A 13,299-nucleotide genomic window follows, 5' to 3' on the forward strand; every position below is an offset into this window, starting at 1 on the left:
TCATGAGCGAGCTGTTACTGATAGATGATGACCAGGAGCTCTGTGAGCTGCTGACCAGTTGGCTGAGCCAGGAAGGTTTCCAGGTGCGCGCCTGCCATGACGGCTCCAGTGCCCGCAAGGCCCTGGCCGAAACCGCCCCGGCGGCGGTGGTGCTCGACGTGATGCTGCCCGACGGCAGCGGCCTGGAGTTGCTCAAGCAACTGCGCAACGACCACCCGGAGTTGCCGGTGCTGATGCTCTCGGCCCGGGGCGAACCCCTGGACCGCATCCTCGGCCTGGAGCTGGGCGCCGACGATTACCTGGCCAAACCCTGCGATCCGCGCGAACTCACCGCTCGCTTGCGTGCCGTGCTGCGCCGCAGTCATCCGGCAGCCGTGTCGACCCAACTCGAACTGGGCGACTTGTGCTTCAGCCCGGTGCGCGGCGTGGTCAGCATCGACGCACAGGAATTTACCCTGACCGTCTCCGAAAGCCGCCTGCTCGAAGCCTTGCTGCGCCAGCCCGGCGAACCGCTGGATAAACAGGAGCTGGCGCAAATCGCCCTGGGCCGCAAGTTGACCCTGTACGATCGCAGCCTGGACATGCACGTCAGCAACCTGCGCAAGAAAATCGGCCCACACCCGGACGGCCGTCCGCGGATCGTGGCGCTGCGCAGCCGTGGTTACTACTACGCCCCTTGAATAATCGTTCCCATGCTCCGCGTGGGAACGCCGCCCGGACGCTCTGCGTCCCGCCTTGCGCTTGGGTGACGCGGAGCGTCACGGGATGCATTCCCACGCAGAGCGTGGGAACGATCGGGGCCGCCGCCTCACCCTTACCAAACCTTTACCCTCCCCTGACGGCCGCTGACCTTGTCCTGGGTAATCTACTCACATCCGGACTCACCGGAATAGAGACAGGAGAATCCCCATGCGCAAGACCCTTATCGCTTTGATGTTCGCCGCCGCACTGCCTACCGTCGCCATGGCCGCCATGCCCGAAGGTCCAGGCCCGATGGGCGGCCCGGAAGGCCATATGATGGGTGGCCCAGGCCACGGTGAACATGGCCCGCGTGGTAAAGGTGGCCCGTTCAGCCAGTTGGATTTGAGCAAGGAACAACGCGAGCAGATCCGCAAGCTGATGGGTGACCAATGGCACGCTCGCAAAGACCTGACCCAAAAGTACTTGGCCAAACTGCCAGCCGCTGACCAGAAAGCCATGCAGGACGAGATCGCCGCCGGCAAGCAGAAAACCCAGGCCGACATCCGCGCCGTGCTCAAACCCGACCAGCAGAAGAAGTTCGACGAGATCGTCAAGCAGCAAGAGCAGCGTCGTGCCGAATGGAAAGAATTCCAGGCCTGGAAAGCGCAACAACCGCAAAAAGCGCAATAATGCCCTCGCGTTAATGCTCCCAGCCCAGTGGCCCCGCCACTGGGCTTTTCCTATTTGAGGGTTTCCCGTGCGTTCATTGTTCTGGCGCATCCTGGCGAGTTTCTGGCTGGCCATCGCCCTGGTTGCCGGATTGTCGATCCTGCTTGGGCATATGCTGAACCAGGACGCCTGGATTCTCAGCCGTCACCCCGGTCTCAACAACCTGGCGCAAGAGTGGACGCAACTCTACGAAGCCCAGGGCGAAGACGCCGCCCAGGAGTTGCTGCAGCAACGCAAGCGCCAGTATCACATTGACGTGCAAGTGCTGAACGAAGGCGGCGAGCCGGTGGTACGCGGCACCTTCCCGCGTCGCGCCGCGGCCTTCGAAGCCCGACAGAATGACAGCCAGGACGGCCACCTGCCCTGGCGGCGCCTGACCGCCGAGTACACCAGCGAAAAAACCGGCGACACTTACCTGCTGATTTACCGCATTCCGCACCCGGAACTCGATGCCTGGCACCGCAGCAGCCTGCTGTGGCCGTTCAGCGCCCTGGCCATTGCCCTGGTGGTGCTGACCCTGTTCAGCCTGTTGGTGACATTGTCCATCACCCGCCCGCTGAGCCGACTGCGCGGCGCGGTGCATGACCTGGGCCAAGCCACGTACCAGCAGAACAGCCTGGCGCAATTGGCCAACCGCCGCGATGAATTCGGCGTGCTGGCCACCGATTTCAACCGCATGGGCGCACGCCTGCAAAGCCTGATCGCCAGCCAGCGCCAACTGCTGCGCGACGTTTCCCACGAACTGCGTTCGCCCCTGGCCCGCTTGCGTATCGCCCTGGCCCTGGCCGAGCGCGCCAGCCCCGAAGAACGGGAAAAACTGTGGCCGCGCCTGACCCGCGAATGCGACCGTCTGGAAGCCCTGATCAGTGAGATCCTGGTACTGGCCCGGGTGGATGCCGACAACGCCAGCGCCGAAGAGGTCGACCTCAACCTGTTGCTCCAGACGCTGCAAAAGGACGCCCAGCTCAGCGCGCCCGAGCAAGCCGTGCAACTGACCACTGAACCCGACCTGCGCCTCAAAGGCTGGCCGACCATGATCGAACGCGCCGTGGATAACCTGCTGCGCAATGCCCAGCGTTTCAACCCGGCCGGCCGACCCATCGAGCTGCAGGCACAGCAGCGCGGCGAGCGTATTTTGATCAGCGTGCGCGACCATGGCCCCGGCGTTGAAGCCGAGCACCTGAGCCAACTGGGTGAGCCGTTCTACCGCGCTCCCGGCCAGACAGCGCAAGGTCACGGCCTGGGCCTGGCGATCGCCCGTCGCGCCGCCGAACGCCATGGCGGCAACCTGATCCTGTCCAATCATGCCGACGGCGGCTTTGTCGCCAGTATCGAGTTGCCGTTGGTGCCGGGGGTTGTCACACCGGCCTGACGATCTTCTATAGTGGCCCTTCTCTCACGGAGGGCCTTAGATGACTGACCTGCTGACACCCATCCAAGCGGCACTCGATCTACCGCACACCCCGCTGCCCCTGAGCGAACCCGGCGCCCTGCCCTCGGCCTTCGCCGTAACTGACCTGGCCGCTGCCAGCATCGGCGCCGCCGGCCAGGCTGTCGCCGAGCTTATCCGGCAGCAGACCGCGCGCTTGCCCAGCGTCAGCGTGGACCGTCGCCTCGCCTCATTCTGGTTTGCCTCATCGATTCGCCCGCTGGGTTGGCAGGTGCCCCCGCTGTGGGACCCGATAGCCGGTGACTACGCCAGCGCCGACGGCTGGATTCGCTTGCACACCAATGCGCCCCATCACCGCGCGGCGGCCGAACGGGTGCTGGGCAGGGTCACTGAGCGTGCGCAAATGGCGCGTCACGTCGCCAAATGGAACGCCGCTGAACTGGAACAGGCGATTGTCGACGCGGGCGGTTGCGCGGCGCAGATGCGTTCGTGGCACGCCTGGCAGAGCCACCCTCAAGGCTTAGCGGTGAATGCCGAGCGGCTGGTACAGCGTCAGGCCTGCGAAACCACCCGTGACACACCTTGGCTCGGCACAGCGGCCCGCCCACTGGCCGGTATCAAGGTGCTGGATTTGACCCGCGTATTGGCCGGCCCCGTCGCCAGTCGTTTTCTCGCGGGTTTGGGTGCCGATGTACTGCGCATCGACTCACCCACCTGGGACGAGCCCGGCGTGGTGCCGGAAATGACCCTGGGCAAGCGCTGCGCGCGGCTGGATCTGAAAAGCCCCGAAGGCCGGCAGGTATTCGAAGCGTTGCTCAAGGACGCCGATATGGTGTTCCACGGTTACCGCGCCGATGCGTTAGAGCAGTTGGGCTATTCGGTCGACGCCCTGCAACACATCGCGCCGGGCCTTATCGACGTCAGCCTCAACGCCTATGGCTGGAGTGGCCCGTGGCGTAACCGTCGCGGCTTCGACAGCCTGGTGCAGATGAGCAGCGGCATTGCCGATGCGGGCATGGCCTGGAAGCAGGCGGATAAACCGCTGCCGTTGCCGGTGCAGGCGCTGGATCACGCCACCGGGTACCTGATGGCCGCCAGTGCGATCCGGGCCTTGACCGAGCGCCTGGCCTGCGGCCGGGGTGGGTCGGCACGCCTGTCGTTGGCACGCACGGCGAAATTGCTGGTAGAGGCAGGGCAAGTGCCGGAGCAACCGCCGCTGCGGGCCGAAGATACGCGTGATCAAGGCCTGGTGGTTGAGCAGACTGCCTGGGGCCAGGCGCATCGCTTGTTGGCGCCGCTGAGTATCAGCGGCGCGCCACTGCAGTGGGATTTGCCCGCCGGAGAGCTGGGGGCGCATCGGCCTCAGTGGTGACTGGAAGAGCGCCATCGGGGGCAAGCCCCCTCCCACATTTGACGGTATTCACAATTCAAAGTGTGGGAGGGGGCTTGCCCCCGATAAGGCCCGCACAGACTGCCCTCACAACGACAACACCCCGCTATACAGCCCATAGGCCGCCAGGCCGGCCCCTGCAACCACGCAGCCGAAAATGCCTTTTTCCACAACGGTGAACAACGGCTGGCCCTGTTCGCGCTTGGCCTGGGCGAACAGGATCACCCCAGGTGCGTATAACAGCGCCGACAGCAGCAGGTATTTCAGGCCGCCCGCATACAGCAGCCATACGGCGTAAACCAGGGCAATCAGGCCCACCAGCAAGTCCTTCAGGCGCCGACGCGGGGCGCCTTCGTAGGTTTCGCCACGCCCACTCAACAGCACCGCATAGGCCGCCGACCACAGGTAGGGCACCAGAATCATCGATGACGCCAGGTAAATCAGCGTGGTGTAGGTGCTGGCGGAAAACAGCGTGATCACTAGGAACGCCTGGATCATCAGGTTGGTCAGCCACAGGGCGTTGGCCGGCACCTGGTTGGCGTTTTCCTTCTTCAGGAATGCCGGCATGGTTTTGTCCTGGGCGGTCGCGTAAAGGATTTCCGCACACAGCAAGGCCCAGGACAACAGCGCCCCCAGCAGCGACACCGCCAGGCCGAGGCTGATCAATATCGCGCCCCAGCGCCCGACGATATGTTCCATTACCCCGGCCAGGGACGGGTTTTGCAATTGCGCCAGTTCCGGCTGGCTCATGATCCCCAGGGACAGCACATTCACCAGCACCAGCAGCGCGAGCACGCCGAGAAAACCGATCACGGTGGCCCGGCCCACGTCCGCACGCTTCTCGGCCCGCGCCGAGTAAACGCTGGCACCCTCGATGCCGATAAATACAAACACCGTGACCAGCATCATGTGGCGCACCTGGTCCGCCACACTGCCCATTTGCGGGTTGCCCAGGCCCCAGATATCGCGGCTGAAGATATCCGCCTTGAACGCCACGGCGGCAATCACGATAAACATCAGCAGCGGCACGATCTTCGCCACGGTGGTCACCAAGTTGATGAACGCCGCTTCCTTGATCCCGCGCATCACCAGAAAATGCACAGCCCACAGCAACAGCGACGCACAACCAATGGCCAGCGGCGTATTGCCCTCGCCGAACGCCGGAAAAAAGTAGCCGAGAGTGCTGAACAGCAGCACGAAGTAACCGACGTTGCCCATCCACGCACTGATCCAGTAACCCCAGGCGGAGGAGAACCCCATGTAGTCGCCAAACCCGGCCTTGGCGTAGGCATACACGCCGGAGTCCAGCTCGGGCTTGCGGTTGGCCAGGGTCTGGAACACGAAGGCCAGGGTCAGCATGCCGACCGCCGTGATTCCCCAGCCGATCAGCACCGCGCCCGCGCCAGCGCGTGCAGCCATGTTCTGGGGCAGGGAAAAAATCCCACCGCCAATCATCGAACCCACCACCAGGGCGATCAGGGCACTGAGCCGAAGTTTCTGTGCGGGGTGGGACATGACGATTCCTCGAATTAAATTTTTCAGCTGACAGCTGCGCACTCAACTAATTCAGTTTAATGAACATAGCCTTCATAACATAAGGGCATGTAATAACAGGAAGTTTAGGCGTATTTAGAATTTAAATAAGTGCAGCATAAACCATTCGTCAAACCTTATTCAAAAAGTTTGCACATTGGTAAATACCAACTAGCGTCATACATCCATGCACCACCAAATGATTAATCAGGAGGGAGGAAGCGCTCTGCAAAGCGCCTCCTCGGGCTTCTCATCGCCTGCGAACCTTCACCCTCAAGTCATTAATTCATAATGAAATGTGCAGATGATGTGATCTAAGTCAGCTGTTTGATTAGCCCACGGAATTATTCTGTGATCTCTCTCTCCTGCATTGGAGTCACACAATGTCTGATTCACCCGGAAAACTTAGGCTTGGCGCGTTGGTTGCGCTGGTCGTAGGCTCAATGATTGGCGGTGGCATCTTCTCCCTGCCACAAAACATGGCCGCCAGTGCCGACGTGGGCGCGGTGTTGATTGGCTGGGTGATTACCGCTGTCGGCATGCTGACCCTCGCGTTCGTGTTCCAGACCCTCGCCAACCGCAAGCCGGACCTCGACGGCGGTGTCTACGCCTACGCCAAGGCCGGTTTCGGTGACTACATGGGTTTCTCGTCGGCCTGGGGATACTGGATCAGTGCCTGGCTGGGCAACGTCGGTTATTTCGTGCTGCTGTTCAGCACCCTCGGCTATTTTTTCCCGGTCTTTGGCGAGGGCAACACCCCGGCCGCAGTGATTGGCGCCTCGGTGTTGCTGTGGGCCGTGCATTTTCTGGTGCTGCGCGGGATCAAGGAAGCGGCGTTCATCAACCTAGTGACCACCGTCGCCAAAGTGGTGCCACTGGTGCTGTTCGTATTGATCGCGCTGTTCGCGTTCAAGCTGGACATCTTCACCGCTGACATCTGGGGCGTGAAAAACCCGGACCTGGGCAGCGTGATGAACCAGGTGCGCAACATGATGCTGGTCACCGTGTGGGTGTTCATCGGTATCGAAGGCGCGAGCATCTTCTCGTCCCGGGCGGAGAAACGCTCGGATGTGGGCAAGGCCACGGTGATTGGCTTTATTACCGTGCTGCTGTTTTTGATGCTGGTGAACGTGCTGTCCCTGGGGATCATGACCCAGCCGGAACTGGCCAAGCTGCAGAACCCGTCGATGGCCGCGGTGCTGGAGCATGTGGTGGGCCACTGGGGCGCGGTGCTGATCAGTGTCGGCTTGATCATTTCGCTGCTGGGGGCACTGCTGTCGTGGGTGTTGCTGTGCGCGGAGATCATGTTCGCCGCCGCCAAGGACCACACCATGCCGGCCTTCCTGCGCAAGGAAAACGCCAACCACGTGCCGGTCAACGCCCTGTGGCTGACCAACGCAATGGTGCAAGTGTTCCTGGTGATCACGCTGTTTTCCGCCAGCACCTACCTGTCGCTGATCTACCTCGCCACCTCGATGATTCTGGTGCCGTACCTATGGTCGGCGGCGTATGCGCTGTTGCTGGCGGTGCGTGGCGAGACTTACGAAAACGCCCTCAAAGAGCGCAAGAAAGACCTGTTCATCGGCGCCGTCGCCCTGATCTACGCGATCTGGCTGCTCTACGCCGGCGGCACCAAATACCTGCTGCTCTCCGCCCTGCTCTACGCCCCCGGCGCGATCCTGTTCGCCAAGGCCAAGCGTGAACTGGGCAAACCGATATTCACCAACGTCGAGAAGCTGATTTTCGCCGCAGTGATCGTTGGCGCCCTGGTGGCTGCCTATGGCCTCTACGACGGCTTCCTGACGCTGTAATTGCATGTCCACTGGAGGATCTGAAATGACCACGGAAAAAGTGAAGTACGGCGTTCATTCCGAAGCCGGCAAACTGCGCAAAGTCATGGTGTGCTCCCCAGGCTTGGCCCACCAGCGGCTGACCCCCAACAACTGCGACGAACTGCTGTTCGATGACGTGCTGTGGGTCGCCCAGGCCAAGCGCGACCATTTCGACTTCGTGACCAAGATGCGCGAGCGGGACATTGATGTGCTGGAAATGCACAACCTGCTGACCGACATCGTCGCTATCCCCGAAGCGCTGGACTGGATTCTGCAGCGCAAGATCACCGCCAATACCGTCGGCCTGGGCCTGGTTGACGAAGTCGGTTCCTGGCTGCGCAGCCTGGAGCCGCGCAAGATCACCGAGTTCCTGATCGGCGGCGTGTCGGCCGATGACTTGCCGAGCAGCTTCGGCGGCCGGACCATCGAGATGTTCCGCGACTTTCTCGGCCACGCCAGTTTCATCCTGCCGCCGTTGCCCAATACCCAGTTCACCCGCGACACCACCTGCTGGATCTACGGCGGCGTGACGCTCAACCCGATGTACTGGCCGGCGCGACGCCAGGAAACCCTGCTGACCAGCGCCATCTACAAATTCCACCCCGAATTCACCAACGCTGAATTCCAGATCTGGTACGGCGACCCCGACCAGGACCATGGCGCCGCCACGCTGGAAGGTGGCGACGTGATGCCGATTGGCAACGGCGTGGTCTTGATCGGCATGGGCGAGCGTTCGTCGCACCAGGCCATCGGCCAGCTGGCGCGCAACCTGTTCAAGAACAACGCCGTGGAACGCGTGATCGTAGCCGGCCTGCCCAAGTCCCGCGCGGCGATGCACCTGGACACGGTGTTCAGTTTCTGCGACCGCGACTTGGTCACCATCTTCCCTGAAGTGGTCAACCAGATCGTGCCCTTCACCCTGCGCCCTGACGACAGCAAACCCCACGGTATCAATATCCAACGGGAGACCACCAACTTCCTCGACACCGTCGCCGCAGCGCTCAACCTCAAGGCGCTGCGCGTGGTCGAGACCGGCGGCAACAGCTTCGCCGCCGAGCGCGAGCAATGGGATGACGGCAACAACGTGGTGGCCGTGGAGCCGGGCGTGGTGATCGGCTACGACCGCAACACCTACACCAACACCCTGCTGCGCAAGGCCGGGGTGGAAGTCATCACCATCAGCGCCGGTGAACTCGGCCGGGGCCGTGGCGGCGGCCACTGCATGACCTGCCCGATCATCCGCGACCCTATCGACTATTAAGGAGACTCCATCATGGCTTTCAATATGCGCAACCGCAGCCTGCTGTCGCTGATGCACCACACCACCCGCGAGCTGCACTATCTGCTGGACCTGTCCCGCGACCTCAAGCGCGCCAAATACACCGGCACCGAGCGTCCGCACCTCAAAGGCAAGAACATTGCGCTGATCTTCGAAAAGACCTCGACCCGCACCCGCTGCGCGTTCGAAGTGGCGGCCCACGACCAGGGCGCGCACGTCACCTACATCGACCCGGTGTCGTCGCAGATCGGCCACAAGGAAAGCATGAAAGACACCGCCCGCGTGCTTGGGCGCATGTTCGACGCCATCGAGTACCGGGGCTTTGAGCAGGAAATCGTCGAAGAGCTGGCCAAGTTCGCCGGCGTGCCGGTGTTCAACGGCCTCACCGCCGAATTTCACCCCACGCAAATGATCGCCGACACCCTGACCATGCGCGAACACAGCGACAAGCCGCTGCATGACATCAGCTACGCCTACCTGGGCGATGCGCGCTACAACATGGGCAACTCGCTGCTGATGATCGGCGCCAAGCTCGGCATGGACGTGCGCATCGGCGCGCCGAAAGCCCTGTGGCCCCACGACGATTTCATCAAGCAGTGCCAGGCTTTTGCCGAAGAAAGCGGCGCACGCATCACCATCACCGAAGACCCAGCCGAGGCGGTCAAGGGCGTGGACTTCATCCACACCGATATCTGGGTGTCCATGGGCGAACCGGTAGAAGCGTGGGACGAGCGCATCGAGCAACTGCTGCCGTACCAGGTCAACAGCAAGATGATGAAAGCCTCGGGCAACCCGCGCGTGAAGTTCATGCACTGCCTGCCGGCGTTCCACAATAGCGAAACCAAGGTCGGCAAAGACATCGCCGCGCGCTACCCGCACCTGGCCGGTGGCGTGGAAGTCACCGAGGAAGTCTTTGAATCGCCGGCCAACATTGCCTTCGAGCAGGCGGAGAACCGCATGCATACCATCAAGGCGATCCTGGTGTCGGCGTTGGCGGATATCTAACTTTTTAAGGCTGGAACACAGTCAATGTGGGAGGGGGCTTGCTCCCGATAGCGGTGGCTCAGTTACAGATCAGTTGACTGACACACTGCCATCGGGAGCAAGCCCCCTCCCACATTGGGCCGGTGTTCACACATCTAGAAGGATTTGCATTATGCGCATCGTCGTAGCCCTGGGCGGCAACGCCCTTCTGCGCCGTGGTGAACCCATGACCGCAGACAACCAACGCGCCAATATCCGCATCGCCACCGAACAGATCGCCAAGATCCACCCCGGCAACGAGCTGGTGATCGCCCACGGCAACGGCCCGCAGGTCGGCCTGCTGTCGTTGCAGGCCGCGGCCTACACCAGCGTTTCGCCGTACCCGCTGGACGTACTCGGGGCCGAGACCGAAGGCATGATCGGCTACATCATCGAACAGGAACTGGGCAATCTGCTGGACTTCGAAGTGCCCTTCGCCACCCTGCTCACGCAAGTGGAAGTCGACGCCAACGACCCCGCGTTCCAGAACCCGACCAAGCCAATCGGCCCGGTGTACGCCAAGGCCGAAGCGGAAAAACTTGCCGCCGAAAAAGGCTGGGCCATCGCCCCCGACGGCGACAAATACCGCCGCGTGGTCGCCAGTCCGCGCCCGAAACGCATCTTCGAAATCCGCCCGATCAAATGGCTGCTGGAGAAGAAAGCCATTGTGATCTGCGCCGGCGGCGGTGGTATTCCCACGATGTATGGCGAAGACGGCAAGCTCAAAGGCATTGAAGCGGTGATCGACAAAGACCTCTGCTCATCGCTGCTGGCCGCGCAACTGGACGCCGATTTGCTGGTGATTGCCACCGACGTCAACGCGGCGTTCATTGACTTCGGCAAGCCCACCCAGAAGGCCATCGGCCAGGCTCACCCCGACGCCATGGAACAACTCGGCTTCGCCGCCGGTTCCATGGGCCCCAAGGTGCAAGCGGCCTGCGAGTTCGCCCGCCAGACTGGCAAAACCGCGGTGATCGGTTCACTCTCGGACATCGAAGCCATCGTCCAGGGCAGCGCCGGCACCCGCATCAGCACGGCAACCCCTGGCATCAGCTATCTGTGAAGTAGAGGAGATTTGCCTATGGCTACCTTTGAACCGGGACACTTGCACGTCGAACGTCACGCGCTGAACAAAGACGACTACAGCTACAACCTGTGCATCGACTATGAAGTCAGCCAGGACCCCAAGGAAGGCAAGGGCATGCTGTTCAAACTGCACGGTTCGGTGCAGGGCAAGGACCTCAAGGAGGAGTTTTTCCTGCCCAAGGACCAGGCCTTCGACTTTGCGCGGCATGCGATGAATATCGCGCAGAAATACGGCATGCCGAAAGTGGCCGTGTTGAATGGCTCGATGCACAAGCAGTACGACTTGATGTTCGAAGATGTGCGGCACCAGCTGGATGTGAAATCGGGCGACCCGATAAAGCCTGAACACCTGGCATAGTCAGGTCGCACTGACACAACACTGTTCAAAAATGTGGGAGGGGGCTTGCTCCCGATAGCGGTGGATCAGTTGATAAATTTTTGGCTGACACACCGCTATCGGGGGCAAGCCCCCTCCCACATTTTGATCTACTCCAGCTCCAAGGCATACTGGCCCCCCTCCGCACTCCAGAATCAAGATCCGCCCCATGCGTATCCACGTCAGCTTCATCGACCGCGTCGGCATCACCCAGGAAGTCCTGGCCTTGCTCGGTGGGCGCAATCTCAACCTGGATGCGGTGGAGATGGTGCCGCCCAACGTCTATATCGACGCGCCGACCTTGAGCGCCGAGGTGCTCGAGGAACTGCGCGATGCGTTGTTCAGCGTGCAGGGCGTGCAGGCGGTGACCGTGGTCGACATCCTCCCCGGCCAACGCCGCCACCTGCAACTCGACGCGCTGTTGGCGGCCATGACCGACCCGGTGCTGGCCCTGGACAGCGCGGGCAAGATTCTGCTGGCCAACCCGGCGCTGATCGCGCTTTACGGGCGCGAACCGGCCGGGGAAAGCATCGCCGAGCTGTTCAACGACCCCGGGCTGCTCGACACCTTGCTGGAGCATGGCTTTCGCCTGCCATTGCGCGAGATCAGCGTGAACGGCCAGACCCTGTTGCTGGACGCTACGCCGATCACCGATGCCGGCGCCCTGCTCACGCTTTACCAGCCGAACCGCATCGGTGAACAACTCTCGGCGCTGCACCACGACCATGCCGAAGGTTTTGATGCGCTGTTAGGCGAATCACCGGCGATCCGCACCCTCAAGGCGCGTGCGCAACGGGTGGCCGCACTGGATGCGCCGCTGTTGATCCAGGGTGAAACGGGCACCGGCAAAGAGTTGGTGGCACGCGCCTGTCATGCGATCAGCGCGCGTCACAGTGCACCCTTTCTGGCCTTGAACTGTGCCGCGCTGCCGGAAAATCTCGCCGAAAGTGAATTGTTCGGTTACGCCCCCGGTGCTTTTACCGGCGCTCAACGCGGGGGCAAGCCGGGGCTGATGGAGCTGGCCAACCAAGGCACGGTATTTCTCGACGAGATCGGCGAAATGTCGCCGTACCTGCAGGCCAAGTTGCTGCGCTTTTTGAATGACGGCAGCTTTCGCCGGGTGGGCGGCGACCGCGAAGTGAAGGTCAATGTGCGCATCCTCAGCGCCACCCACCGCGACCTGGAAAAGATGGTCAGCGAAGGCACCTTTCGCGAAGACCTGTTCTACCGCCTCAACGTACTCAACGTTGAAGTGCCGCCGTTGCGCGAGCGCGGCCAGGACATCCTGCTGCTAGCCCGCTATTTCATGCAGCAAGCGTGCGCACAGATCCAGCGCCCGGTGTGCCGCCTGGCGCCGGGGACCTACCCGGCGCTGTTGGGCAACCGCTGGCCAGGCAACGTGCGCCAATTGCAGAACGTGATCTTCCGTGCCGCCGCCATCTGCGAAAGCAGCCTGGTGGATATCGGCGACCTGGACATTGCCGGCACCTCCGTCGCTCGCCAGAGCGATGGCGAAGTCGACAGCCTGGAACAGGCGGTGGAAGACTTCGAGCGCGGCCTGCTGGAAACGCTCTACACCAGTTATCCCTCGACGCGCCAACTGGCCAACCGTTTGCAAACCTCGCACACGGCTATCGCACACCGATTGCGCAAGTACGGCATCCCCAACAAACCCTGATTCAAGTTGGAATACAAAACCCCTGTGGGAGGGGGCTTGCTCCCGATAGCGGTGTGTCAGCTACCAGATCTATCAACTGACACTCCGCCATCGGGAGCAAGCCCCCTCCCACATTTGGAATGCATTTCAGATTTTGGTCTGGGAACGACATCCAGTGTACTGAAAGCGCTACAGTGGAACGATATCGATACAACCCTGTTTTTTAGGCGCCATGCAAGGCTTTGATCCGCAAAGGCTTTTTTTCGCAGCCTCGACTGTAGCGAAATCGCTACAGCCTCAGCGCATAAGCTCAGAACCAATTT

Annotated in this window: 11 protein-coding genes; 10 read left to right on the forward strand and 1 reads right to left on the reverse strand. The window is 61.8% G+C overall.

Annotated elements, in window-relative coordinates; translation table 11 throughout:
* The first annotated feature begins 2 nt into the window (after positions 1-2).
* The 4 genes from C4J86_RS20520 to C4J86_RS20535 all read left to right on the forward strand — a co-directional run bounded on the left by C4J86_RS20520 (position 3) and on the right by C4J86_RS20535 (position 4,172).
* Positions 3-680 carry a response regulator transcription factor gene (locus C4J86_RS20520; RefSeq protein WP_124364152.1) on the forward strand — a complete coding sequence of 226 codons (678 nt, stop codon included), beginning with the start codon at positions 3-5 and terminating at the stop codon, positions 678-680.
* Between the two features lie 229 nt (positions 681-909).
* On the forward strand, positions 910-1,371 hold the full coding sequence (locus tag C4J86_RS20525; RefSeq protein WP_124371674.1) for an LTXXQ domain protein: 462 nt from the start codon (positions 910-912) through the stop codon (positions 1,369-1,371).
* Between the two features lie 67 nt (positions 1,372-1,438).
* On the forward strand, positions 1,439-2,782 hold the full coding sequence (locus C4J86_RS20530; protein ID WP_124371675.1) for a HAMP domain-containing sensor histidine kinase: 1,344 nt from the start codon (positions 1,439-1,441) through the stop codon (positions 2,780-2,782).
* Between the two features lie 40 nt (positions 2,783-2,822).
* Positions 2,823-4,172 (forward strand): CoA transferase, encoded by a 1,350-nt coding sequence (locus C4J86_RS20535; RefSeq protein WP_124371676.1) that lies wholly within the window; start codon positions 2,823-2,825, stop codon positions 4,170-4,172.
* A 105-nt stretch (positions 4,173-4,277) separates the two neighbouring features.
* Here the strand turns inward: C4J86_RS20535 and arcD (C4J86_RS20540) are convergent, their stop codons facing one another.
* Positions 4,278-5,705 carry an arginine-ornithine antiporter gene (arcD, locus tag C4J86_RS20540; protein ID WP_124371677.1) on the reverse strand — a complete coding sequence of 476 codons (1,428 nt, stop codon included), beginning with the start codon at positions 5,703-5,705 and terminating at the stop codon, positions 4,278-4,280.
* A gap of 401 nt (positions 5,706-6,106) precedes the next feature.
* Between arcD (C4J86_RS20540) and arcD (C4J86_RS20545) the strand changes: the two genes are divergently transcribed.
* The 6 genes from arcD (C4J86_RS20545) to C4J86_RS20570 all read left to right on the forward strand — a co-directional run bounded on the left by arcD (C4J86_RS20545) (position 6,107) and on the right by C4J86_RS20570 (position 12,997).
* A complete protein-coding gene (gene arcD / locus C4J86_RS20545) occupies positions 6,107-7,534 on the forward strand; it encodes an arginine-ornithine antiporter (protein ID WP_124371678.1) in 1,428 nt (475 codons plus the stop codon).
* A gap of 25 nt (positions 7,535-7,559) precedes the next feature.
* Positions 7,560-8,816, forward strand: a complete 1,257-nt coding sequence (gene arcA / locus C4J86_RS20550; protein WP_124371679.1) for an arginine deiminase — start codon at positions 7,560-7,562, stop codon at positions 8,814-8,816.
* Between the two features lie 12 nt (positions 8,817-8,828).
* Positions 8,829-9,839: an ornithine carbamoyltransferase gene (locus C4J86_RS20555; protein WP_124371680.1), complete on the forward strand. Its 1,011-nt coding sequence runs from the start codon at positions 8,829-8,831 to the stop codon at positions 9,837-9,839.
* Between the two features lie 151 nt (positions 9,840-9,990).
* Positions 9,991-10,920: a carbamate kinase gene (arcC, locus tag C4J86_RS20560; protein ID WP_124371681.1), complete on the forward strand. Its 930-nt coding sequence runs from the start codon at positions 9,991-9,993 to the stop codon at positions 10,918-10,920.
* 18 nt (positions 10,921-10,938) lie between these two features.
* On the forward strand, positions 10,939-11,301 hold the full coding sequence (locus C4J86_RS20565; RefSeq protein ID WP_124364161.1) for a DUF5064 family protein: 363 nt from the start codon (positions 10,939-10,941) through the stop codon (positions 11,299-11,301).
* Between the two features lie 187 nt (positions 11,302-11,488).
* Positions 11,489-12,997 carry a sigma-54-dependent transcriptional regulator gene (locus C4J86_RS20570; RefSeq protein ID WP_124371682.1) on the forward strand — a complete coding sequence of 503 codons (1,509 nt, stop codon included), beginning with the start codon at positions 11,489-11,491 and terminating at the stop codon, positions 12,995-12,997.
* Positions 12,998-13,299 lie beyond the last annotated feature (302 nt).

Origin of the sequence: Pseudomonas sp. R2-7-07 (genome assembly GCF_003852355.1) — a bacterium.
In the GTDB taxonomy this organism is placed as follows: Bacteria; Pseudomonadota; Gammaproteobacteria; order Pseudomonadales; family Pseudomonadaceae; genus Aquipseudomonas.

Bases quoted from the DNA above. Each gene is read 5' to 3' on its own strand.
- C4J86_RS20520 (WP_124364152.1), top strand. From the start codon at position 3: ATGAGCGAGCTGTTACTGATAGATGATGACCAGGAGCTCTGTGAGCTG.
- C4J86_RS20525 (WP_124371674.1), top strand. From the start codon at position 910: ATGCGCAAGACCCTTATCGCTTTGATGTTCGCCGCCGCACTGCCTACC.
- C4J86_RS20535 (WP_124371676.1), top strand. From the start codon at position 2,823: ATGACTGACCTGCTGACACCCATCCAAGCGGCACTCGATCTACCGCAC.
- arcD (WP_124371677.1), bottom strand. From the start codon at position 5,705: ATGTCCCACCCCGCACAGAAACTTCGGCTCAGTGCCCTGATCGCCCTG.
- arcD (WP_124371678.1), top strand. From the start codon at position 6,107: ATGTCTGATTCACCCGGAAAACTTAGGCTTGGCGCGTTGGTTGCGCTG.
- arcA (WP_124371679.1), top strand. From the start codon at position 7,560: ATGACCACGGAAAAAGTGAAGTACGGCGTTCATTCCGAAGCCGGCAAA.
- C4J86_RS20555 (WP_124371680.1), top strand. From the start codon at position 8,829: ATGGCTTTCAATATGCGCAACCGCAGCCTGCTGTCGCTGATGCACCAC.
- arcC (WP_124371681.1), top strand. From the start codon at position 9,991: ATGCGCATCGTCGTAGCCCTGGGCGGCAACGCCCTTCTGCGCCGTGGT.
- C4J86_RS20565 (WP_124364161.1), top strand. From the start codon at position 10,939: ATGGCTACCTTTGAACCGGGACACTTGCACGTCGAACGTCACGCGCTG.
- C4J86_RS20570 (WP_124371682.1), top strand. From the start codon at position 11,489: ATGCGTATCCACGTCAGCTTCATCGACCGCGTCGGCATCACCCAGGAA.